Source organism: Myxococcus sp. AB025B, assembly GCF_006518215.1.
Classification (GTDB): domain Bacteria; phylum Myxococcota; class Myxococcia; order Myxococcales; family Myxococcaceae; genus Myxococcus; species Myxococcus fulvus.
This window is the reverse complement of sequence record NZ_SRLW01000104.1, coordinates 1-22,644: the sequence shown is the minus strand read 5'-3', so window position 1 is coordinate 22,644 and position 22,644 is coordinate 1. Positions and strand designations below refer to the sequence as shown.

The following is a 22,644-nucleotide window of genomic DNA, read 5'->3' as shown; positions in this document are numbered from 1 at the left end:
TTCGTTTCCCTTGTTGACGTAGGGAAATCCAGGGGTTACGAACGCTCCCTCACTGGACGGCGGCCCTTCACGGGGTCCCTCCGCGACACTCCCAGAGCCCATGGCTGACGACACCACCGACAAGCCGGCCCCGCCCTCCCCGCCTCCTCCTCCGGACGGCGCTGGAGAGCTCATTCCCGTGAACATCGAAGACGAGATGCGCCGCTCGTATCTCGACTACTCGATGTCCGTCATCATCGGTCGCGCGCTGCCTGACGTACGCGACGGCCTCAAGCCCGTGCATCGCCGCGTGCTGTTCGCGATGAACGACCTGGCGAACTACCACAACCGCCCCTACAAGAAGAGCGCGCGCGTGGTGGGTGACGTCATCGGTAAGTACCACCCGCACGGCGACTCCTCCGTGTACGACGCCATGGTGCGCCTCGCGCAGCCGTGGAGCCTGCGCTACCTGCTGGTGGACGGTCAGGGCAACTTCGGCTCGGTGGACGGCGATATGCCCGCCGCCATGCGCTACACCGAAGCGCGCATGGACCGCCTGGCCGAGGAGCTGCTGGCGGACATCGACAAGGAGACCGTCGACTTCGGCCCCAACTACGACGACTCCCTCGAGGAGCCGCTCGTGTTGCCGGCGCGCTTCCCCAACCTGCTCGTCAACGGCAGCAGCGGCATCGCGGTGGGCATGACCACCAACATCCCGCCGCACAACATGACGGAGGTCATCACCGGGACGCTGCACCTCATCGACAACCCCACGTGCACCGTGCGGGACTTGATGGAGCACATCACCGGCCCGGACTTCCCCACCGGCGCGTTCATCACTGGCCGCGAGGGCATCCACCGCGCCTACGAGACGGGCCGCGGGCAGATCACGGTGCGCGCCCGGTCGGAGATCGAGACGTCGAAGAAGGGGGACCGCGAGTCCATCATCTTCACGGAGATTCCGTATCAGGTGAACAAGGCGCGGCTCATCGAGAAGATCGCCGAGCTGGTGCGCGAGAAGAAGCTCGAGGGCATCAGCGACATCCGTGACGAGAGCGACCGTCAGGGCATGCGCATCGTCATCGAGCTCAAGCGCGACGCGATTTCTCAGGTGGTGCTCAACAACCTGTACCAGTCCACGGCGCTGGAGACGACGTTCGGCGCGGTGATGCTGGCCATCGACGGTGGCCAGCCGCGCACGCTGAACCTCAAGGAGCTGCTGGACCGCTTCATCGCCCACCGCCGCGACGTGGTGACGCGCCGCACGCGCTACGAGCTGCGCAAGGCGCTGGCGCGCATGCACATCGTGGAAGGTCTGCTCGTCGCGCAGGACCTCATCGACCTCGTCGTCAGCCTCATCCGCGCGTCCAGGGACCCGGACGAGGCGCGCTGGGGCCTGATGAACATCCTGTCGCCCACGCTGTACGAGCACGAGCGCTTCGCGAACCTGCAGCGCATCGACTACGACAAGGCGAAGGCGCAGATGGAGCTGCTCGTCTCGCGCGCGCGCAACGAGGAGCCGCAGTACCGGGGGCTGGCGCACAAGTACGAGGGCGCGGGCTTCAGCCAGGAGCAGGCGCAGAACATCCTCGAGATGCGCCTGCAGCGGCTCACCGGCCTGCAGCGCGAGGAGCTGTTCCGCGAGCTCATCGGCCTGGTGCGCGACGTGGCGCGCCTGCAGGACATCCTCGCCAACGAGAAGAGCCTGCTCAACGTCATCAAGACGGAGCTGATGGAGATTCGCGAGCGCTACGGCGACAAGCGCCGCACCGAGATCATCGGCGCCGTGGACGACATCACCAGCGAGGACCTCATCGCCGAGGAGACGATGGTGGTCACGCTGTCGCACACCGGCTACGTCAAGCGCTCGCCGCTGTCGGAGTACCGGGCGCAGAAGCGCGGTGGGCGCGGCAAGACGGGCGCGGCGACGAAGGAAGATGACTTCGTCAGCAAGCTCTTCGTGGCGAGCACCCACGCGTACCTGATGCCCATTACGACCAAGGGCAAGCTGTACTCGCTCAAGGTGCACCAGATTCCGGCGGCCAGCCGCACGTCGCGCGGCAAGGCGATGGTGAACCTGGTGCAGTTCGGCGAGGGCGAGAAGCTGGCCCAGGTGCTGGTGACGCGGGACTTCCCGGAGAGCCGCTACGTCTTCTTCGTCACGAAGAAGGGCGTGGTGAAGCGCACGGACCTGAGCGCGTTCGAGAACGTCCGCTCCAGCGGCATCATCGCGCTGGGCATCGACGAGGGCGACGAGCTGGTGGCGGTCATGATCACCGACGGCTCGAAGGACATCCTCCTGTCGACGGCCAGCGGCATGAGCATCCGCTTCCCGGAGTCGGAGGTCCGCTCCATGGGTCGTCAGGCCTTCGGCGTGAAGGGAATCACGCTGGAGGAGGGCGACGAGGTGGTGGGCGCCGTCGTGGTGGAGAACGAGTCCGCCATCCTCACGGTGACGGAGAACGGCTACGGCAAGCGCACCGAGGAGGCCGAGTACCGGCAGCAGGGCCGCGGCGGCAAGGGCATCATCGACATCAAGACCACCGAGCGGAACGGCAAGGTGGTGAGCGTGGTGCAGGTGAAGGAGTCGGACGAGGTGATGCTCGTCACCAACGGCGGGATGCTCATCCGCATGAAGGTGAAGGAGATCTCCGTCATCGGCCGCAACACGCAGGGCGTGCGCCTGATTGCGCTGGAGAACGACCAGGAGAAGGTGATGGCCCTCTCCAAGCTCCCCGAGGGCGAGGAGTCCGAGGAGGAGTCGGAGACGGCGACGCCCGCCGAGGGCGCTCCGGAGGGTGTGGTCGCGGAGGCCGTGGCCACCGAGGCCGAGGCCGCTCCCGCCGCCGAGGAGGCTCCTGCCTCCGAGACGCCGACCGAGGGCGGTGGCTCCGAGGAGCCGCAGGCCTGAGTCGGACCGTGATTTGAAACACCCAGGCCCCTCTTCCCCGTGCGTGGGGAGAGGGGCTTCGTCTTGGTGGGCGTGAGGTTAGAGAAGTCCGAGGAAGGTGATGGTGGAGGGGCCGCTCAAGCGCCGCAGTCCCTCCGGGCCGCTGCACGCGTCCAGGTCCGTGGAGAGGAACGTGGTGGTGCGCAGCACGGTGGCGCCCTGGAACTTGCCGGCCTCCACCGAGCCGACGTGGGTCAGCGTGAGCAGGAGTCCCTCGACGCGAGCGGCGACGCGGGTCTGCACGAGCGTGGAGGTCTCGCCGGTGTTCCAGACGAGCGTCCCACGAGCCCGTCCGACCTCCAGCAAGTCGAGACAGGAGAAGGGCGAGGCCCCCAGGTTGCCCACGGTGTACGTGGCGGACGTCAGGGTGGGGTCGAGCAGGGCCAGGCAGTTGCTGAAGACCGACGTGCCCGAGATGCCCACGTCCTGGCGCTCGTTGCGAAGCGGCGGTGCGTAGTGGAGGTCTCCCGAGCCCACCGGGCAGCTCGCGAGTGTCAGCAACGCCTGCTCCGCTCGCGCGGGCGCCTCCGCTGGAGTGCCTTCGTTGTCCCGGGGCTCGGGAGGAGATCCGCAGGACATCAATGCTCCACTGACGAGCAGGGAGACGGTGATGCATCGCAGCAGGTGTTTCATGCGCGTGCTCATGGCAGCCCCAGCAGTGTCAGCGTCGTCACACCGGACATGCCCGGGACGCCGCGAGACGAGAAGCAGTCGAACAGGTTCACATCGAAGTACGTCAGGGTCCGGATGGCGGTGGCTCCCTGGAACTTCCCGGACTCGACCGTGCCCACGTAGGTGATGGCGACGGTGGCGTTGCTGACCTGGACGGAGCCTCGCGTCTGAAGCAGGGTGGAGGACTCGCCCGTGTTCCAGGTGATATCCGCGCGTGCCGAGCCCACCTCCAGCAGGTCCTGACAGGCGAAGCCGGGCAGCTCGACGTGAACAGAGAGCTCGCCGGACGTCACCTCACCGGACAGTGAGACGCAGTTGGAGAACGTCGACGTCCCGGTGACGGTCGTGTCTCGAGGAACCACCGAGAGGGGCGGTGAAAAGCGATTCATCGTCGAGCCCACCGGACAGCTCATCACCGTCGGCAACTGCTGCCCCTGCGCGATGTCCTCGGGGGGCACGGGCGCGGGAGCCTCCCCACCGCAGCCCGACATGACGCTTCCCATCAAACCTGACACCAGCAGGACGAGCCTGGACCCTCGACGCATGAGTGAACCTCCACGGAGTGCAAAGAAGCCGCAGGGATAGGGAGGACTCCCGACGTGGGCGACGTGGGACCCACGCGCACCGTTCGCACGTGGGCTCAGGGGTTGGACCTTCGTCCACTCCGGGAGGAGGAACAGCCAGGTCCAGGGCCAGACGTCCGAGCGCTTCGAGACATCCCTGCGGAAACGCCGCCCCGCATCACCGCCCGCACACGGTGTCTAGAGCAGCCCGAGCAACGTCAGGGTCGCCGTGCCGCTGTGCCGGGCGAGGCCCTCTGGCGAGGAGCAGGCGTCCAGGTCGGTGTTGAGCACGGTGGTGGTGCGAATCGCCGTGGCGCCCTCGAACTTGCCCGAGACCACCGAGCCCACATGCGTGAAGACGACGGAGAGCCCCTCCACCCGCGCGCCGAGCCGGGTCAGGGTCAGGGTGGAGGTCTCGAGGGTGTTCCACGTGACGACCGAGTTCGTCGTGCCGATGTCCAGCAAGTCGGAGCAGGCGAAGCTGGGCCGGAAGACGTTGAGGGGGGTATTGCCGGAGGTCACCCCGCCGAACAAGGAGTAGCAGTTGGAGTAGGTCGTCGTGCCCGTGGTCGTCACTGCCTGGGAGGTGTTCTTCAAGGGCGGGGAGTAGTTGAGCACCGTCGAGCCGATGGGGCAGGAGACGAGCGTCACCAGGCCCTGCTCCGCCGTCGCGGGCTCCTCGATGGGTTGTGGCGCGGCACTCTCCTCGAGCCCTCCGCAAGCGGTGAGGACACTCCCTGTCAGCATGAACACCACGACCGTGCCCCATGATGGGTGACGCATGATGGGTGACGCATGATGGCCTCCTGGATGTGAGGCATTGGCTATAGCTGTCTCGGTTTGGCGCGTGCCAGTCACGGCGCGAAGCGCTGTTCGAGGCGGCTCAAACGTCTTGGACTCCAGTACAGGCGTCCAGGCTCAGCGCAAGGGGGGCGGCAGCTTCGAGACCTCCACGCGCGGGACACCGACCTGTGTCACCGCCTGCGCGCCGAACCAGTTCGCCAGCTCCGCGCACTTCGTCATCGGCCAGCCCCGCAGCAGGCCCAGGGTGAAGCCCGCCAGGAAGCAGTCCCCCGCGCCCGTTGGGTCCACCTCCTCGACGGGGCTGACAGGAAGCTCGAGCGTGTCCTTCGCCGTGAGCAGCGTGCACCCGCGCTTGCCCCGGGTGATGACCACACACGTCCTCGTGCGCACGGCGTCGAGGTCCATCGCGCGCGCCTCCTCCTCGCTCGCCTTGAGCACGTGCAGGTGTCCCAGCAACTCCGCGTAGGGCGTGTCCTCCAGCCGCTGGTTCCACACGCGTCCTTCGTCATCCAGCGCGCGCAAGAGGCCCTGCGCGTCGGCGAGGACATGCCGGGCCCGCTGCGACATCCGGACGAGCGTCTCCGGCGGCACCTCGCCCATCACCCCGCAGGCGAGCGCGACCCGGGCATCGAGGCCGATGTCCTCGGGAGGAATGCTCGCCGAGCGCGCGTCCACGCGGAGCACGCGCTCCTCCCGGCTGAAGTCCGCGAGGAACCGCGTGGTGCGAGTGCCCGGGGCGATGCGCGGTGGATACCGGACGCGGTCCGCGTAGGCGAAGTCCTCGCCCGCCACGGCCACCACCGCGTGGTCCACCCCGGTGGCGTCGAACACCGAGGAGATGTACGCCGCCGAGCCGCCGAGCGTGTGCACCTCCCCACCTCCGACCGAGGGCAGCACGTCATGGCAGTAGTTGCCCACCACCAGCACGTCACACGAGGAGCGTCCCGGCACGGGCGGCTACTTGCGCGTGAAGGTCGCGGGCACGGGCGCGCCGGCGGCCTTCTCGTCCGTCCAGGAGATGTGCAGCACCCACCAGCGCTGGCCGTCGAAGACGAGCTGGATGTTGTTGACGCCCTTCGTGAGCACCGCGCCCTCCGGCGCCTCGCGGGCCTCGTACGCGCTCAGCACGTTGACCAGGTCGCCATAGCCATACACCTGGCGGTGCGTCTCCTTCTCGAAGAAGCCGTGCGTCTTGAAGAACGTCTCGCCCCAGGCCACGTAGTCCTCCGGGGTGATGGGGGACACACCCGGGAGCCCGCCGGGCTTCGCGCGATGGACGGACGCCATCTGCGCGCCCGGATAGAACAGCGAGCGGAAGCGCTGCCAGTCACGCGCCTTGCCCGCGGGGCCGCTGATGACGTCATAGAGCGCGGCCAGCAGCGCCTCCTGCGTCTTCACGTCCTCCGGACGCCCGGGAGGATGTTGCTGGAGCGCCGCCTGCGTGCGCTCCGCCGCGAGCTTCATCGGGCTGGGCGCGGCGGGCGGCTTGGGCGCGACGGGCGGCGGCTTCGCGGACTGCGCGAGGGCGGAGGCGCAGCTCAGCAGGACGACGACGGGGACCGCGGTGATGAAGCGGGGCATGGGATGGACCTCCAGGCGTCGAGGAAGCACCGCGCGGCAGGTTACTCCGACGTCCTGGGAATGTCTGACGCGGTTCGAGGCGGGCGCGTGTGTTCGCGCTTCGACACTCGACGCACGGCGCAAAAGCCCGGGCTCCGGGTGGCATGGTGAGGGCCCGTCCGTTAGGGTGCCCCGCCATGATGCGTCGACTCCTATTGACCCTGTTGTTGTCCGTGTCCTCCACCGCGATGGCGGCGGAGACGCTCACCGTCTACTCCGGCCGCAACGAGAAGCTCGTGGGGCCGCTCCTCAAGAAGTTCACGGAGAAGACCGGCATCGAGGTGAAGGTGCGCTACGGCGAGACGCCGCAGCTGGCCGCCACGCTGCTGGAGGAGGGCGACAAGACGCCCGCGGACGTGTTCTTCGCGCAGGACGCGGGGGCGCTCGGCGCGCTGAGCAACGCGGGCCGCCTGCAGGCGCTGCCCAAGGCCACGCTCGACAAGGTGGACGCGCGCTTCCGCTCGCCGACGGGCCAGTGGGTGGGCGTCAGCGGCCGCGCGCGCGTGGTGGCGTACAACACCCAGAAGGTGAAGGCGGCGGACCTGCCCGACAGCATCCTGGGTTACACGGATGCGAAGTGGAAGGGCCGGCTGGGCTGGGCGCCCACCAACGCGTCCTTCCAGGCCTTCGTCACCGCGCTGCGGCTGCTCAAGGGCGAGGACGCGGCGAAGCAGTGGCTCCAGGGCATCCAGGCCAACGGCGCGCGCGTCTACAAGAACAACGCCGCCATCATCGAGGCGCTGGGCCGCGGGGAAATCGACGCGGGCTTCGTCAACCACTACTACCTGTACGCCGCGAAGAAGAACAACGCGGCGCTGCCGGTGGCCAATGACTTCTCCGCGCCGGGCGACCCGGGCGCGCTGGTGAACGTGGCGGGCGTGGCCATCCTGAAGGGCTCGAAGAAGGTGGACGCGGCGCGCAAGTTCTCCGCGTGGCTCCTGGAGAACGACGCACAGGCGTACTTCTCCCAGCAGACGCACGAGTACCCGCTGGTGGCCGGCGTGAAGACGGCGCAGGACCTGCCGGCGCTGTCCAAGGTCGGCTCACCGGACCTGGACCTGTCGAAGCTGGATGACCTGCGCGGCACGGTGAAGCTGCTGCAGGACACCGGCGTCCTCTAGAAGGAGCGGGCTTCGTGACACGGCGGGCTCCGCGGTGGTTGTTGATATCGGGCGTGCTGGTGGCGGCGCTCGCGGTGCTGCCCGCCGTGTACCTGGGGGTTCGCGCGGCGGAGGCCGACGCGAGCGCCTGGGGGCTGCTCTTCCGGGAGCGCACGTGGGGCCTGCTGTGGCGGACCTTGGGGCTCGCCGCGGCGGTGACGGTGCTCGCCGCCGCGGTGTCCCTGCCGCTCGCGTGGCTCACCACGCGCAGTGATTTGCCGGGCCGTCGCCTGTGGACGGTGCTGTTGTGCGTGCCGCTCGCGGTGCCCACCTTCGTCAGCGGCTATGTGCTGCTGGCCGCCTTCGGCATCGGTGGAGTGCTGGATGAGGTGCTGACGCGCTGGGGGCTGCCGGTGCCGCCGGTGTATGGCTTTCCCGGCGCGCTCGTGGCGCTGACGGTGTCCACGTATCCGTACTTCTTCCTGGCGCTCCGGGCGGGACTGCTCGCGCAGGACCCCGCGTGGCTGGAGGGCGCGCGCAGCCTGGGGATGAGTCCGACGCGGGCCTTCTGGAAGGTGACGGCGCCGCTGTTGCGTCCGGCCTTCGTGTCCGGCGCGCTGCTCGTCGGCTTGTATGTGTTGTCGGACTTCGGCGCGGTGGCGCTGGTCCAGTACGACGCCTTCTCGCGCGCCATCTATGTGCAGTACGAGGGCGCGTATGACCGCGCCTACGCCGCGCTGCTCGGGCTGGCGCTGGTGGCGGTGACGGTGGTGGTGCTGGTGCTGGAGGTGCGGCTGCGCGGACGTGCCGGCTATCACCGCAGCTCCAAGGGCGCCGCGCGGGCCTCGGCCCCGGTGACGCTGGGGCGATGGCGGGTGCCCGCGCTGCTGTTCTGCGGCGCGGTGGTGCTGGCGGGCGTGGTGCTGCCGGTGGGCGTGCTCCTGTACTGGGGCGCGCGAGGGCTGGCGCGGGACGAGGCGTCGCTGATGCAGCCCGCGCTGGGTTCGCTGCTCGCGTCGGTGCTGGGCGCGGTGGCGTCGGTGCTGGGCGCGCTGCCGCTCGCGTTCCTCGCGGTGCGCTACCCGAGCCGGCTCACCCTGGCGATGGAGCGCGTGTCCTACGTGGGCTACGCGCTGCCGCCCATCGTGCTGGCGTTGTCGCTCGTCTTCCTGGGCGTGCAGGCGCTGCCGTTCCTCTACGGGACGCTGGTGATGCTGGTGCTCGCGTACGTGGTGCGCTTCCTGCCGCAGGCGGTGGGCACGGTGCGCTCGGCGCTGCTGCAGCTCAACCCGCACCTCGCGGAGGCCGCCGCGTCCCTTGGTGAGGCTCCGGCGGGGGTGTTCCGCCGCGTCACCGCGCCGCTGCTGCGTCCGGGATTGCTGGCGGGAGCGGCGCTCGTCTTCCTCACGGCGATGAAGGAATTGCCGGCGACGCTGCTGCTCGCGCCCATCGGCTACGAGACGCTGGCCACGCGCGTGTGGGGCGCCACCGCCGAGGGCCGCTTCGCCGAGGCCGCGCTGCCCGCGCTGGTATTGATGGCTGTCTCCGCGCTCGGTGTGGGGCTGCTTGTATCGCAGGAGGGTGACGCACCTCGGGGCTGAGACACGGCCTCGGAGTCCGAGACACTGAGAGGTGCTTCATGTGGCTTGGCCTCCCCCTTCGCAGGCGGTATCACGTCGGGCTTCATGTCCCTGCCAGAGTCTGTCCTTCCTCCGCTCGCCGCCGACGCTTTCGCCACCACGGAGAAGGCCCTCGGTGAGCTGCCCTGTGGCCCGCCGTACTCCGCGCGGCACGTCCAGTCCGTGCTCGAGGAGAAGCAGCCCACCACGTTCGACGGCGCGGTGAAGGCGCTGGGGTCCGCGGGCAGCTCCACGCTCGCGTTCGTGGCCTCCGTCTACAAGGACGCGCCGCGCACGGCCGCCACGCTGGCGGGGCCATTCATCGTCACCGAGCCCACGGGGCATGTGGGGGATTTGCACGTCCAGGGGGACCTGACGCTGGAGAAGTCGCTCGTCGTCGTGGGCGACCTCACGGTGGACGGCGTGCTGCACGATGGCGAGCACACGAAGCTGGTGGTGGTGGGGCAGGTGCGCTGCCGCGCGATGCACACCTCGGGCTGGGTGACCATCCTCGGCGGGCTGACGGTGGAGCACGCGCTGTATGGCCGCTACAACGATGACTCGGTGGAGGTGCTCGGCCCCATCACCGCGGGCCTCATCGTGAGCGACGACCACCTCATCTACGGCAAGCCGAAGACGGCGAAGCTGCGCCCGTCCCAGGGGGGCGCCTGGGGGCCGGACACCTTCGACGCCCGGGACCGGGCCCACAAGGCCGAGCTGCCCAAGGTCCTGGTGGACGGCATCACCTCCCTCGACGAGGACGGAGAGGTGAAGGTGGACGGGGAGAAGCTGGTGGCCGCTCGGCCGCCCTGGAAGTAACGGCGGAACGCGGTAGGGTGCGTGGCGCTTTCGCCATGCCCCTGCTCTCGCTCGAAGCCCTGTCCCTTCGCTACTCCGCCAGCGGCACCGCCGCGGTGGATGGCCTGTCGCTGTCGGTGGAGCCCGGTGAGGTGGTGGCCCTCCTGGGCCCCTCCGGCTGCGGCAAGACGACGACGCTGCGGCTGGTGGCGGGCTTCGAGCGCCCCGGCGCAGGCACCATCACCCTGGACGGCCGGGTGCTCGCGGGCCCCGGGACGTTCGTCGCGCCCGAGCAGCGCGGCGTGGGCATGGTGTTCCAGGACTACGCCCTGTTCCCGCACCTGTCCGTGCTGGAGAACGTGACGTTCGGCCTGTCGAGCCTGCCGCGCGCGGAGGCCGAGAAGAAGGCGCGCGCGATGCTGACGCTGCTGGGCTTGGGTGAGTTCGGCGCGCGGATGCCGCACGCGCTCTCCGGTGGACAGCAGCAGCGCGTGGCGCTCGCGAGGGCGCTGGCGCCGGGGCCCCGGGTGCTGCTGTTGGACGAGCCCTTCTCCAGCCTGGACAGCGCGCTGCGCGCCTCCACGCGGGTGGAGCTGCGGCGCGTGCTCAAGTCGCTGGGCGTCACGGTGCTGCTCGTCACGCATGACCAGGCGGAGGCCATGGCCTTCGCGGACCGGATGGCGGTCATGCGCTCGGGGCAGGTGGAGCAGGTGGGCACGCCGGAGGCCGTCTACTCGACGCCGCGCACGGCCTTCGTCGCGTACTTCCTGGGGGGCACCAACCTGTTGCCCGGGATGGGCTTCGGCGGCGCGGCGCGCACGGTGCTCGGCAACCTGCCGGTGGTGGGGCAGGCGCGCGGCAAGGTGCTCCTGTCGCTGCGCCCCGAGTCGCTGCGCCTTACGCCGGACACGGACACCGTGGCGGTGGGAGGCGCCCTGCGCGCGGAGGTGTTGTCGCGCGAGTTCCAGGGCCCCAGCGCCGAGTTCACCATCGCCTGTGGCGGCATGGAGCTGGTGGTGCGCGGCGCGCCGGAGCTGCCCCTGCGGGCCGGCGACAGGGCACGCCTGGAAGTGGTCGGCCGAGCGGGCGTCCTGGAGGACAGTCCCGATTAGCTCGGCTGTCCTCTCGAATAGGTTGGATGCCCATCATCCCTCCTATTAAGTTGGACCGGGCGATGCGAACTCCTCCACATGTCGGGTGTGGCTTGCTTCTCGCCCTGGTGGCGTCCATGGCGCTCGCCAGAAGTCCGGACGACAAGAGCGTCATCAGGACGATCGAGGTGTCGAAGCACCCGCGTGATTCGACGAACAACGTCTACGTCTCCGGGCAGGTGGCGACCGTCCTCCGTTTCGAGCAGGAAGTGGACCGGACCAGGACGACGCTCCTCGGATGGGAAGGGCGGTTCGCGCCGCTGCTCGTGGGCGGCAAGAAGGTGGTGCTCGAGCCGCTTCGCGACCTTGGCCGCGATGAAAGAGTGCCCCTTCTCGTGACGCTCACTGACGGAACCGAGATTCCGTTCCTCGTGAGACCGCCGTGGAGCAAGAAGGAGACGGGTTGGAAGGCGTTCACCGACCATCAGGTCAACGTGTTCAGGAATCATGACAGCTACGACGCGGTGGTCTCGTCCCTCTACGATTCGCTCGAGCGGGAGCGCCAGCTGAGCGAGGAGAACGAGCGATTCAAGAAGGAGGAAAACTCCGTCGACCACGCCTATGCGACCCTGCTCGCGAACGGCGAGGTGAAGAAGACGCCGTTTCGCCGTGTGAGGTTCTGGCGCTCGAAGAGCAACGAGGACATGGACACGCGCGTCGAGGTCTTCGAGGGACCGGGGAAGGCCGCGGTCGTGATTCACCTGAAGAACACCGACTACGGCGAGCCTTGGACGTTCGATGGCGCCTACCTGACCCGAGACTTCACCCACTCCACGGCCCGCCCCTTCGCGCTCCGCATGGACCGGAGCGAAATCGCTCCCGGTCAGTCGGGAAGGATTGCCGTGGTTGTGGACAAGAGCGCCTTCCTGAAAGACGGGCAGCAGCTCGCCGACCTGGCCCTTCAGATCTTCCGTGGGGACGGTCTCCTGCAGGTGGCAGTGGCGATGGAACGCACCCTGATTCGACAGTAGAAACGTCGCTCATGCCCACGACCCAAGCGCTCCTGTGGACCTCCATCGCCCTGCTCGTCGCGTCCGCTGGATGCACCACGACGGGCGGTCTGACGCTGCGTCCGGACGGCACTCCTGGCCCACAGGAGTGCTCGGAGGACGCCAGGCGGACGATGCGGGCGCTGAAGCTGCGTGTAGGCGATGCTTCCTGGGCGGACCTCGACGCGAACCAGCTGGACGCGAGGCGCATCACGCTCTACGACGGGCCGATTGAGAGCATCCTGAAGGAGCCCTTCGGCACGCTCGAATCGACGACCCGCTTGTACGGACAGGTCTGGACGAGCGGCGCGCAGGTCGTGATCCGCTATTACGAAGCCCACCCACCGGATAGCGAGAAGCTCCCCATCTGCGCGGTGGCCCGGCTCAGCCGGGACCAGATGCGGAAGCTGCCCGAATCGAAGCCAGGAATGGCCATCCTCGAGGGCTCCACGGCGGCGGCCTACGTCGTCGATGCCTTCCGGTAGCGCGCGCCGGAACTGCCCCTGCGGGCCGGCGACAGGGCACGCCTGGAAGTGGTCGGCCGAGCGGGCGTCCTGGAGGACAGTCCCGATTAGCTCGGCTGTCCTCCGAGCGTGCGGACGGCATACGCTGGAGGTGTCCCCCGGGTGCAATCACCCGGGCTCTCCGTGCGTAGAGGTGGGTATGAACATCGCAGGTCTTCGTGGCATGGGCACCCGCTTCTTCCGGTACGTGAGAGACCCTCGCGTGTCGCTCTGGCGCAAGCTGGCCGGAGTGCTGGCGGTGGTCTACTTCGTGTCGCCCGTGGACGCGGTGCCGGACGTCATCCCCGTGCTGGGCTGGATGGACGACCTGGGCGTGCTGTCCGCGGCGGCGCTCTTCATGATGCGCGAGGTGCAGCGCTACCGACCCGAGCAGCCCTGGGACGGTGTGCCTCGCGACCAGGAGGGACACGAGCGCGTGCCGCCTACCGTCCGCAAGCACGTCTGAGCGGGAAAGTTCCGCCGGGAATCCCCGGCTCGGACCCTGTTCCAGGAAGGTGACGCCGCGCGTCCGCGAGTTCCCGTGGTGCGCGCGGAAGGGACGCGGAATCATGGGCGTGCATGGACACGTCCCAGGGAAGCAAGGTGGTCCTCGTCACGGGAGCCTCCTCGGGTATCGGCGAGGCGTGCGCGGAGCTGCTCTCGGTGCGCAAGCACGTCGTCTACGGCACCAGCCGTCGTCCTCCGCGGACGCAGTCGGTGGGCTACCGGATGCTGGCAATGGACGTCACCCAGGAGGACTCGGTGCGCCGCGCGGTGGCGGAACTCCTCGAGCGCGAGGGCCGCCTCGACGTGGTGGTGAACAACGCCGGCCACGCGCTGGCCGGAGCCCTGGAGGACACCTCCGTGGAGGAGGCGTGGCGCCAGCTCGACACCAACGTGCTGGGCGTGCTGCGCGTGTGCAAGGCGGTGCTGCCGCACATGCGTGAGCGGCGCTCGGGCCTCATCCTCAACATCGGCTCGCTGGGCGGCGTGGTGGGCTTGCCGTTCCAGGGGCTCTACAGCGCCAGCAAGTTCGCGCTGGAGGGGCTGACGGAGAGCCTGCGCCAGGAGGTGGAGGCGTTCGGCATCCAGGCCTCGCTGGTGGAGCCCGGCGACGTGCGCACGCGGCTGACGGACAACCGCGTCCGCGCCGAGGGCTCGCGTGACGGGTCCGCGTACCGCGAGCCCTTCGAGAAGGTGCTGGCCATCATCGAGAAGGAGGAGCGCGAGGGCGTGCCCGCGGAAGCGGTGGCGCGCAAGGTGCTCGAGGTGATGGAGGCCAGGGAGCCCGATGTGAGGTACTCGGTGGGGAAGCTCTCCCAGCGCGCCGCGGTGGTGGCGAAGACGCTGCTGCCCGCGAGGACCTTCGAGGGCCTCCTGATGTCCATGTTCGGCCTGAAGCGCCGCTGAGCACTGCCACGCCTGATGTCAAGGAGGGAGCCTCAAAAGACAAGCATCCCGGCGCTCGTGGTGCAGTGGTATGGCTTTTGCCATTGAGTGGTGGAAGGCTCCCGCTCCCCACGAGCCCAGGAGGCTTCCATGCGACTGTCCGGCCTGTGCGCCAGTGTCGTCCTGGCGATGGTGTTCCCCGTCCTGGCCCGTGAGCGATTGCCGACGGTGGATGTCTCCACCACGGCACCTGCATCCTCGTCCTCGCACCTCGCTCGCCCAGGCGCTCCGGGTCTCTTCGTTGCCCATGAACAGACACGCCTCGGCGTGCCCACCTTCGTCCGGAGGGAGACGTCCGATGCGCCGGCGCGCGCGGCGTCATCACGCGCCGCGGAGGCGGTGGGCCGGGAGCTGTTGTCCCGATACGCCTCGCTCTATCGCCTGGAGCGCGTGGACGCGGAGCACGTGCCGCTGCGCTCCGTGCGACGACTGCGCGAGGGCGGCGGCATCATCCACTTCGGGCAGCAGGTGGGCGGCGTCGAGGTGTTCCGCCAGTCGCTGAAGGTGCTGTTGGACTCGCGAGGAGAGTGGGTGGCGATGTCGGGGCACCTGAGCCCCGTGGCCACGCAGGCCCGCTTCGCGAAGGGGCTGCCCTTCGCGCTGGGGCCCGAGGACGCGATTGCGCGAGCCTGGCAGGACCTGGAGGGCCACGCGCTGCCGCCGTCGAGCCTCGAGGACACAGGGAAGGTCCAGGGGACCTACCGCCACTTCGAGCTGTCCCAGGGCCCGCGAGGCGTGCGTCTGTCCTCTCCCGCGCGCGTCAAACCCATCTACTTTCCGCTGCCGGAGCTGTTGGTGCCGGCGTACTACGTGGAGCTGGGCACCGAGCCGCTGGAGGGTGAGCCGAGCGGCCTGTATGCCTATGCGATTGCCGCGGACGATGGACGGCTGTTGTACCGGCATTCGCTGGTCGCGGACTCGGGGGCCTTCACCTATCAAGTGTGGGCGGACGCCCAGGCGCCGTTCCTGCCGTGGGACGGACCGCAAGGGCAGGTCGGGATGCCCCATCCCACGGGCCTGCCGGATGGCTTCCAGGCGCCCTTCCTCGCGCCGGGCCAGGTGACGCTGCGCAACGCGCCCTTCAGTCGGAACGACCCGTGGCTTCCTCCCGAGGCGACGCACACGCGAGGCAACAACGCGGAGGCGTACGCGGACCTGGCGGAGCCGGACGGCTACGGTGAGGGAGACCTGTTCGCGAGCATCACGGGCACGGCCACCTTCGAGCACGGGTACGACCATCGCTACGCGCCGGGCTTCACGGACACGCAGCGGATGGCGGGTGTCACCCACCTCTTCTACGTCGTGAACTTCCTGCACGACTGGTTCTACGACTCGGGCTTCGACGAGGCGGCGGGGAACGCGCAGGACACGAACTTCGCGAGAGGAGGCCTGGACGGCGACTCCATGAAGGCGGAGACGCAGGACTTCCAGGGGCGGAGCAACGCCAACATGGAGACGCCGGCGGATGGCGCACGTCCCCGGATGCAGATGTTCGTCTTCGACTCCAGGGCGGAGAACGCACTCACGCTCACGACAGCGTCGGGGGTGCAGGGGCCCTTCCAGATGACGCTGGCGGACTATGGCTCGCAGCGCTTCGACCTCTCGGCGCGGGCGGTGTGGGGCGTCGATGGTGTGGTGGCGGGCGAGCAGGGCACGCCGACGGATGGCTGCGAGCCCCTCACGAATGGCGCCGAGGTGGTGGGCAAGGTGGTCCTGCTGCACGAGGTGAGCGGCTGCGCGCCGACGCTTCAGGCGCGTCATGCCCAGCAGGCCGGCGCGCTCGCCGTGTATCTGGTGGGCAATCGTCCCCGCGGTCGCCACTGGCCGCTGGAGGGCCGTGCGCCCGACGTGCACCTCCCCGTCGTGACGGGCTTCGGGAGCACGAGCCGCGCCATCCGTGAAGCCGTGGCCCAGGGTGAGACGACCTTGCGGCTGGTGCGCGGAGGGCCCGCGAGGGATGCGGCGCTCGACTCGACCCTCGTGACGCACGAGTGGATGCACTACATGAGCAACCGGCTCATCGGAGACGGCAACGGGCTGACGAACAACCAGGGCTTCAGCCTGGGAGAGGGGTGGTCCGACTTCGGCGCGCTGCTGCTGACGACGCGCGAGGAGGACGCGCTGCTCGCGGCGAACGCGGGCTTCGGTGGCACCTATACGGTGGCCGGATTCCTCGAGAGCGGCGGGACGAACCAGGGCTACTACTGGGGCCTCCGGCGCTATCCCTACTCGACGAACCTGGCGAAGAACCCGCTGACCTTCCGCTTCATCGAGGCGGGCGTTCCCCTGCCGGAAGGCATCCCCGTCAATCCGTCCGGTCCATCGAGGGAGGCCAACCCGGAGTCCCACAACTCGGGCGAGGTCTGGGCCGTGATGCTGTGGGAGTGCTACGTGGCGCTCCTGAGGGATTCGCCGCGGCTGACCTTCGACCAGGCCCAATCCCGCATGAAGGACTATCTGGTCGCGTCGCTCGCGATGACGCCCGTGATGCCGACCTTCCTGGAGGCCCGCGACGCATTGCTGGCGGTGGCGCACGCGCGGGATGCGCGGGACGCGGAGCTCTTCGCGCAGGCATTCGCTCGAAGGGGCGCGGGCCTGCGCGCCGTGGCGCCGCACCGGGAATCACTCGACCATCTCGGCGTGGTGGAGAGCCACGTCTCCGGCAAGGACCTGTCCCTGCTTCGCACGGAGGCGACGAACTGGGTTCGCGACTGCGACGGCGACGGAGTGCTGGACGCGGGAGACGAGCTCCTGGTGCGGCTCACGTTCCGCAACGTGGGCACGGCGAGGCTGGAGCGCTCCCACCTGCGTGTCTCGAGTCGGCCCGGAGGGCTCGGCTTCCCGGGTGGAGCCGAGTGGGCCCTGCCGCCCACGGACCCGTTCGAGACGGTGAGCGTGGAGGTCCCCGTGACGGTGCTGGAGGGCACCACACCGCGGCGCCTCGTGCTGGGGCTGACGTACTGGGACGAGCACCAGACCTTGCCGCAGGCACAGGACGTCGAGCTTCCGCTCTGGGTGAGCCGGGACGAGCAGCTCGCGGCGAGCACGACGGAGACGGTGGAGGCGCGGCACCGTCCCTGGCGTTTCGACAGCGAATCGCTCGCCTCGCGGCCCTGGGAGCGGCTGGCCTCCGACGGGGCCGAGGGTCATTACTTCCATGGCCCCAACCTGGGCGTGGTGGGGCTGCGGTCGCTGGTGTCACCGCCGCTGCATGTGTCCACGGAGCATCCGCTGCGCTTCAGCTTCCGGCATCGCCACGACATCGAGACCCATTGGTACGAGGGCGAGCCTCCGGACTACAAGGATGGCGCGGTGCTGGAGCTCAGCACGGACGACGGCCTCACGTGGACGGACATCGGCGAGTTCGCGACGCCCACGTACAACGCCTTCATCGAGGACCCGTACGGGAACGAGAACCCGCTCTCGAGGCGACCTGTCTACAGCGACAGGAACGCGGCGTACCCGGAGTTCGAGCCGGTGAGCGTGGACCTGGGCATGGCCTACGCGGGCCAGACGGTGCGCGTGCGCTTCGCCTATGGCACCGACTACATCGATGGCTACTCCGTCACGCTCCACGGCTGGGACATCGACGACGTCCAGTTCGAGGGACTGGTGAACACGCCCTTCACGGCGGTGGTGGACGACGCGGGCGCGTGCCTCAACCAGCCACCCACGGTGAGCCCGGTGCCGGCGCAGGAGGTGAACGAGGAGCGCCGCGTGACGGTGACGGCGGTGGGCACGGACCCGGACGGGGACGCGCTGACGTACATGTGGACGCAGACGTCGGGCCCGCCGGTGGCGCTGGAGGGAGCGACGACGGCGACGGTGCGCTTCGAGGCGCCACGCGTGAAACAGCCCACGCAGGTGGTGCTGCGCGTGGTGGCGAGCGACGGGGCGCTATCGAGCACACCCGTCGACGCGACGATACACATCCGCGACTCGAAGCCGGACGGCTGTGACGACTGCGCGTCGGGAGGCCCGGGCGCGGGCGTGGCGTGGCTGCTCACGGCGCTGGGGCTCGCGGCGCAGCAGCGACGTCGTCAGAACTGACCACCCAGGGCGAGGCCCGCGCCGTTGCGACCCATCAGCGTGGGCGTCACCGCCACCGGAGGCAGCCTGCGGGCATCGAAGTTGCGCGTCAGGTAGGCCGTCAGCGCCAGGCCGCCCATGACGCCGATGCCCGTGCCGATGAGGATGGGGTCCTCGTCGTTGTTGCCCGTGAGCAGCAACATGGAGCTCGCGCCCATCAACCCGCCGATGATGCCGCCCGCGTCGATGATGAGCATGCGGCCCCGGCTCACCGGCAGGTTCCGCGACAGCAGCGAGAAGGCGATGATGCCCGCGGACGCCGACGCCATCTGCGCGCCGAACAGCGTCTCCGTGCTCTCTCCGTCGACGGTCCCCAGGAACAGCGTCGTCAGCACGCCGGCCCACAGGCCACCCGAGTTCGCCATCGACACCTGCCCCGCGGTGGGCTTCAGGGTGGTGGCGAGCACGATGCCGATGCCGGTGAAGGCCGCGCCGCCCAGCGCCACCGAGCCGAACGCCTCGTCCTCCTCCAGGTCGAGCGCGATGAGCGAGGCGACACCGAAATAGAGCCCCCACATCGTGCCGGAGTTGATGACCGAGGCCTGCCCCGGGGTGACTCCGTCCTGGACCAGCAGCAGCGTGCTGAGCGTGCCCAGGCCCGCGCCGAGCAGCGCGGAGGCCGGATAGGCCCGGTCCGCGCACTCCGCGATGGCACACAGCAGCAGCCCCTGGACCGCGCCGTGCATCGTCTGAATCACCGTGAGCGAGGCCGCCGCGCCTCGTGTCGGGCGCTCCGTGTTCTCGAACACCGCGGCCTGCGCCAGCTTCGCGCCGGGCTTGAGCCGCGCGCGGGCCAGCCGCTCCAGCTCGGGCGCATGCGAGTGCTGCGGACACAACTCCAGGACCTGGCGGAAGCGCTCCGCGGCCTCTTCGTCGTCGCCCTTGCTGAGCGCGTCGAAGCCTTCCTTGTAGAGCGTCTCCGACTCGGGAGGACACGCCTCCGGCGTGGCCATCAGCGGCGGCGCCGTGAGCGTGTCCGACGAGCGGACAGGGGCTTCGTCGTGGGAGGGTGAGACCTGGGCAGCACCGAGAGCGACGAGCAGGAAGGTGGCGAGCGTCATGTGCACCCACCACTTTACGCGACGACCCCGGCCCGTCCACGAGGGGAGGGGCCGAGGTCGCCGATGACTTGCAGCGTCGAGCCAGACGACCCGGGGTCAGCGCGTGGCGAGCGTGTCCACGTGCTGACGCAGCTCGACGTCATTTCCCAGTCGGGCGGCGAGTCCGGACAGGGGCTTCGCGGCCTGCTCGATGCGGCCGCGGGTGCGGGGCCCCGCCGCCACGAGCCAGGCCACGCCCAGCGCCAGCTCGGCCACCTCGGGCGCGCCGGTGAGCTGGCTGGCGAGGTTGAGCAGCGCCTCCACCGCCTTCTTCACCTGGGCGCCGTGCAGCGCGTGGCCGCTGGTGATGCCCTCGCGCAGGAGCTCCAGCAGGGCGAGCGCCGTGCCGCGGGCCTGCCGCACGGGCTCGGCACCCGTGCCGGTGCCATCCCAGAGGCCGTTGGCCAGCTGGCGGCCCAGCAGCGCCTCCGCGCCCCCGGCCTCGGGCTCCTGGGCGATGGGGGCGATGTCGCGCGACTCGCGCATCACCTCGTCCTCCGCCAGCGCGTCGTCGTAGGACTCCATGGGCGCCACCTCCGCGCGCTCCACCTCCTTGCGGGCCTTCTTCTTCATCCCGCCGCCGAAGATGCCGCCGAGCAGTCCGCCCGCGCTCTTCGCCAGCTCGCCGACGGCGCTGCCGCTGGGCATCATGGGAGACGGAGACGGAGGCGCCATGGGCGCCGCGGCGGCGGGCGCGGGGATGCGCATGGGCGGGGGCGGCGGCGGAATCTGCGCCGAGCCTCCACGGCTGCGCGCCCCGGGGCGCTGCACGACGTTGCCACCGCCCTCGGCGGCCTCCTCCTGCTTGTCCTTGCCGAACATGGCCCAGCCCGCGGGCGCGTTCACCGGGACGACGCGCGTCTCCGGCTGACCCAAGGCGCGGCGGTCGCCCGTGCGCTCCTCGACGACGACGAAGGACGTGTAGCGCGTGACGATTTGATGGGCGACGGCAAGCTCCACGATTCGCTTCTTCATCGACTCGGCGCGCCGGCCGATGAGGCCCGTGGACTCCCAGCCCTTGATGCGCTCGGCGGCCCACAGCTTCTCCACCGCGGGGCGGTCCGACTCGGCGGGGAAGCTCACGCTCACGGTGAGCGCGAAGGGCTCCTTGCCCGAGCGTCCACGCAAGGTCAGCTTGCCCGAGCCCGGCGTGGTGTAGCGGCCGAGCAGCGTCCAGGGCACGCCGTCCACCATTGTCGGCAGCTCCGCGGGCGCCAGCTCCGTGCCCTCCACGCCCTCGAACGTCGCCTGCAACTCGGTGACGCGGGGCGCGAGCGCGCGGGCGAACTGGGCCACGACCTTGTCGTCGATGCGCTCGCCGGGGTGGATGAACTCCACGTCGCCGCCCGTCTGGCGGGCCAGGTCGCGCAGCAGCGCGTCGCTCACGTTGGTGCCGATGCCGAACGAGTACACGCGCGCCGTCTTGCGCTCGGCGAGCACGGCGCGGAGGATTTCGTCCTCGTTGCCCACCTGGCCGTCGGTGAGCAGCACGAGCACGCCATCCGGCGCGGTGCGCGCGGCGGCCTGCATGGGCCCGAGCAGCTCGGTGCCACCGTCGGCGCGCAGCGCGGCCACCCACCGGTCCGCGTCCTCCAGCATGCGCTGGGTGAAGGGCACGGGCTGCGGCTGGAAGGAGCGGAAGCTGCTCTCGAAGGCGATGACGTTGAAGCGGTCGCCCTCGCGCAGGTGGCGCAGGCACAGCCGCAGCGCGGCCTGGGCCTGGGGCAGGCTGTCGCCGTCCATGGAGCCGGAGACGTCCACCAGGAAGATGACCTCCTGCTTGGGCGGCGTGGACGCCATCGCGAGCAGGTCGGGCACCACGGTGAGCGCGAAGGTGCCGGGGTTGTCACCCTTGCGGTGGGTGACGAGCGGCACGAAGACGGCGCTGGTGTCGGGGCTGCGCAGGGTGAGGACCAGGTCGCGGTCCAGGGCCACCTCGCCGCGCGCGAAGCTCACGCGGCCCCGGGTGCTGCTCTCGCGGGTGAAGGTGATGGCGTGCGAGGGGCTCTCGACCACCACTTCGCGGCCCAGGTCGACGAGCAGGTCCAGGCGCAGGCCGTACTGCACCTGGCCGATGGGAGGGCTGATGCGGTCCGCGTCGGGGACGCGGGCGGTGGGCTCGGCGGCGCCGTGGCCGGTGCGGTCGCCGGAAGGCGCGCCGGGGATGTAGCGCGGGGCGACGAGCGTGGGCAGCATCCAGCGCACGCTGCCCTCCTCGGCGGTGACGGCCTGGAGGAACTCCACCTCGATGACGGTCTCCTCGCCGGGCAGCAGGTTGCCCACCTGCGCGGTGAAGACGTTGGAGCGCTCCTCGTCGAGCAGCGCCGCGCCGTGGCCGGCGGTGACGGCGTCGTCGTAGGTGCGGAAGGCCTCTTCGCGCTCCTTGACGACGCCGTCGATGCGGCGGCCCGCGCACGTCATGGAGAAGGCGGACAGGGTGCCATCGGAAGGAAGGGGGAAGGTGTAGACGGCCTCGACGGGGCGCTTCTCGTCGTTGAGGTAGCGCTGGCGCACGCGCACGCGCGCATGACCGCCGAGCAACTCACCGGTGACTTCGACGCCCTGCAGCGGCACCTGCTTGCCTTCGCGCGTGAACAGCCCAGCTTGCTCCTTCGTCATGGCTTCTCCTTGTCCTGGAACTCTTCGATGAGGGCGCGCACCCGCTCGGCGAGCGCGCGAGTCTTGGCTTCCGCTGAATCCGAAACGTGCAGCTCCAGCCCGGGGGCCAGCTCCCACCGCTGGTAATTCGACGCCCCGTTGGGACGCCGGACGGGCGGCGCCGGTGCCACGTTTTGTGGCGCAGGCGGGGTCGCCGGCCCGTACGTGGGGGTGGGGTCCGACTCGGCGAGCTTTCGCAGCTCGTCGGGCGTCAGCCGGAGCAGCTCCGCCTGGATGGCGTCCAGGGGGAGGAACCGTGCCTGGAGGACCCGGATGGCCTTGAGCCGGATGAGGTGCTCCTCGCCATACACGGTGTCCGGTCCCTTGAAGGGAGGCGCGGGGAGCAGTCCCCGCTGGACGTAGTAGCGCACCGTGCGTGGCGAGACGCCCGCCTCCTCGGCCAGCTCCGCCAGCTTCCACTCGCTCTGTGTCTTCCGCGTGTTCACGACACGAACAGTAGGACTCGACATGTCTAGTGTCAAGTCGACAGTGTCAAATTGTTGCGAGGGGAGTGTCGAGATGTAGGGTGGGTTGGTGTCGGAATGGACAGTGCTGGTGTCGAGATAGGGCGGATGGGTTGCGTGGGGTGGGGAGGGGTGG

General features: G+C 69.7%; 18 protein-coding genes. 10 read left to right on the top strand and 8 right to left on the bottom strand.

Features of this window, described 5'->3' with window-relative positions; genetic code table 11:
- The first annotated feature begins 100 nt into the window (after positions 1–100).
- Positions 101–2,890: a DNA gyrase subunit A gene (gyrA, locus tag FL311_RS18985; protein ID WP_141326770.1), complete on the top strand. Its 2,790-nt coding sequence runs from the start codon at positions 101–103 to the stop codon at positions 2,888–2,890.
- Between the two features lie 78 nt (positions 2,891–2,968).
- Here the strand turns inward: gyrA and FL311_RS18980 are convergent, their stop codons facing one another.
- The 5 genes from FL311_RS18980 to FL311_RS18960 all read right to left on the bottom strand — a co-directional run bounded on the left by FL311_RS18980 (position 2,969) and on the right by FL311_RS18960 (position 6,549).
- Positions 2,969–3,574, bottom strand: coding sequence for a hypothetical protein (locus tag FL311_RS18980; protein WP_141326768.1), 606 nt, complete (start codon positions 3,572–3,574; stop codon positions 2,969–2,971).
- Entirely contained in the window at positions 3,571–4,146 is a 576-nt protein-coding gene (locus FL311_RS18975) for a hypothetical protein (RefSeq protein ID WP_141326766.1), read from the bottom strand. The genes FL311_RS18980 and FL311_RS18975 overlap by 4 nt, the downstream gene beginning before the upstream one ends.
- A 216-nt stretch (positions 4,147–4,362) precedes the next feature.
- Entirely contained in the window at positions 4,363–4,911 is a 549-nt protein-coding gene (locus FL311_RS18970; RefSeq protein ID WP_141326764.1) for a hypothetical protein, read from the bottom strand.
- A gap of 171 nt (positions 4,912–5,082) precedes the next feature.
- The gene (locus FL311_RS18965) at positions 5,083–5,919 is read right to left on the bottom strand and encodes a PfkB family carbohydrate kinase (RefSeq protein WP_141326762.1); all 837 of its coding nucleotides are present in this window, start codon (positions 5,917–5,919) and stop codon (positions 5,083–5,085) included.
- Positions 5,920–5,925: 6 nt separating this feature from the next.
- A complete protein-coding gene (locus FL311_RS18960; RefSeq protein WP_141326760.1) occupies positions 5,926–6,549 on the bottom strand; it encodes a nuclear transport factor 2 family protein in 624 nt (207 codons plus the stop codon).
- Positions 6,550–6,725: 176 nt separating this feature from the next.
- Here FL311_RS18960 and FL311_RS18955 point away from each other — a divergent pair, with 176 nt between their 5' ends.
- From FL311_RS18955 to FL311_RS18915, 9 genes are all read left to right on the top strand, one after another.
- Complete coding sequence (locus FL311_RS18955; protein ID WP_141326759.1) at positions 6,726–7,709, top strand: iron ABC transporter substrate-binding protein; 984 nt, start codon at positions 6,726–6,728, stop codon at positions 7,707–7,709.
- A gap of 14 nt (positions 7,710–7,723) precedes the next feature.
- The gene (locus FL311_RS18950) at positions 7,724–9,289 is read left to right on the top strand and encodes an iron ABC transporter permease (RefSeq protein WP_141326757.1); all 1,566 of its coding nucleotides are present in this window, start codon (positions 7,724–7,726) and stop codon (positions 9,287–9,289) included.
- Positions 9,290–9,373: 84 nt separating this feature from the next.
- Positions 9,374–10,126, top strand: a complete 753-nt coding sequence (locus tag FL311_RS18945; RefSeq protein ID WP_141326755.1) for a hypothetical protein — start codon at positions 9,374–9,376, stop codon at positions 10,124–10,126.
- A 35-nt stretch (positions 10,127–10,161) separates the two neighbouring features.
- Complete coding sequence (locus FL311_RS18940) at positions 10,162–11,217, top strand: ABC transporter ATP-binding protein (RefSeq protein ID WP_141326753.1); 1,056 nt, start codon at positions 10,162–10,164, stop codon at positions 11,215–11,217.
- A gap of 26 nt (positions 11,218–11,243) precedes the next feature.
- The gene (locus FL311_RS18935; RefSeq protein ID WP_368668578.1) at positions 11,244–12,227 is read left to right on the top strand and encodes a DUF2381 family protein; all 984 of its coding nucleotides are present in this window, start codon (positions 11,244–11,246) and stop codon (positions 12,225–12,227) included.
- 11 nt (positions 12,228–12,238) lie between these two features.
- Complete coding sequence (locus FL311_RS18930; protein WP_141326751.1) at positions 12,239–12,730, top strand: serine/threonine protein kinase; 492 nt, start codon at positions 12,239–12,241, stop codon at positions 12,728–12,730.
- Between the two features lie 178 nt (positions 12,731–12,908).
- Entirely contained in the window at positions 12,909–13,214 is a 306-nt protein-coding gene (locus FL311_RS18925; protein WP_046710893.1) for a YkvA family protein, read from the top strand.
- Between the two features lie 113 nt (positions 13,215–13,327).
- Positions 13,328–14,158, top strand: a complete 831-nt coding sequence (locus FL311_RS18920; protein WP_141326747.1) for an SDR family oxidoreductase — start codon at positions 13,328–13,330, stop codon at positions 14,156–14,158.
- 129 nt (positions 14,159–14,287) lie between these two features.
- Complete coding sequence (locus FL311_RS18915; RefSeq protein WP_141326745.1) at positions 14,288–18,247, top strand: myxosortase-dependent M36 family metallopeptidase; 3,960 nt, start codon at positions 14,288–14,290, stop codon at positions 18,245–18,247.
- Here the strand turns inward: FL311_RS18915 and FL311_RS18910 are convergent.
- The 3 genes from FL311_RS18910 to FL311_RS18900 form a co-directional block, all read right to left on the bottom strand.
- Entirely contained in the window at positions 18,238–19,347 is a 1,110-nt protein-coding gene (locus FL311_RS18910; protein ID WP_141326743.1) for a hypothetical protein, read from the bottom strand. The genes FL311_RS18915 and FL311_RS18910 overlap by 10 nt on opposite strands.
- Positions 19,348–19,443: 96 nt before the next feature.
- Positions 19,444–22,005 carry a VIT domain-containing protein gene (locus FL311_RS18905; RefSeq protein ID WP_141326741.1) on the bottom strand — a complete coding sequence of 854 codons (2,562 nt, stop codon included), beginning with the start codon at positions 22,003–22,005 and terminating at the stop codon, positions 19,444–19,446.
- Positions 22,002–22,490, bottom strand: coding sequence for a MerR family transcriptional regulator (locus FL311_RS18900; RefSeq protein ID WP_141326786.1), 489 nt, complete (start codon positions 22,488–22,490; stop codon positions 22,002–22,004). The genes FL311_RS18905 and FL311_RS18900 overlap by 4 nt, the downstream gene beginning before the upstream one ends.
- Positions 22,491–22,644: the final 154 nt, after the last annotated feature.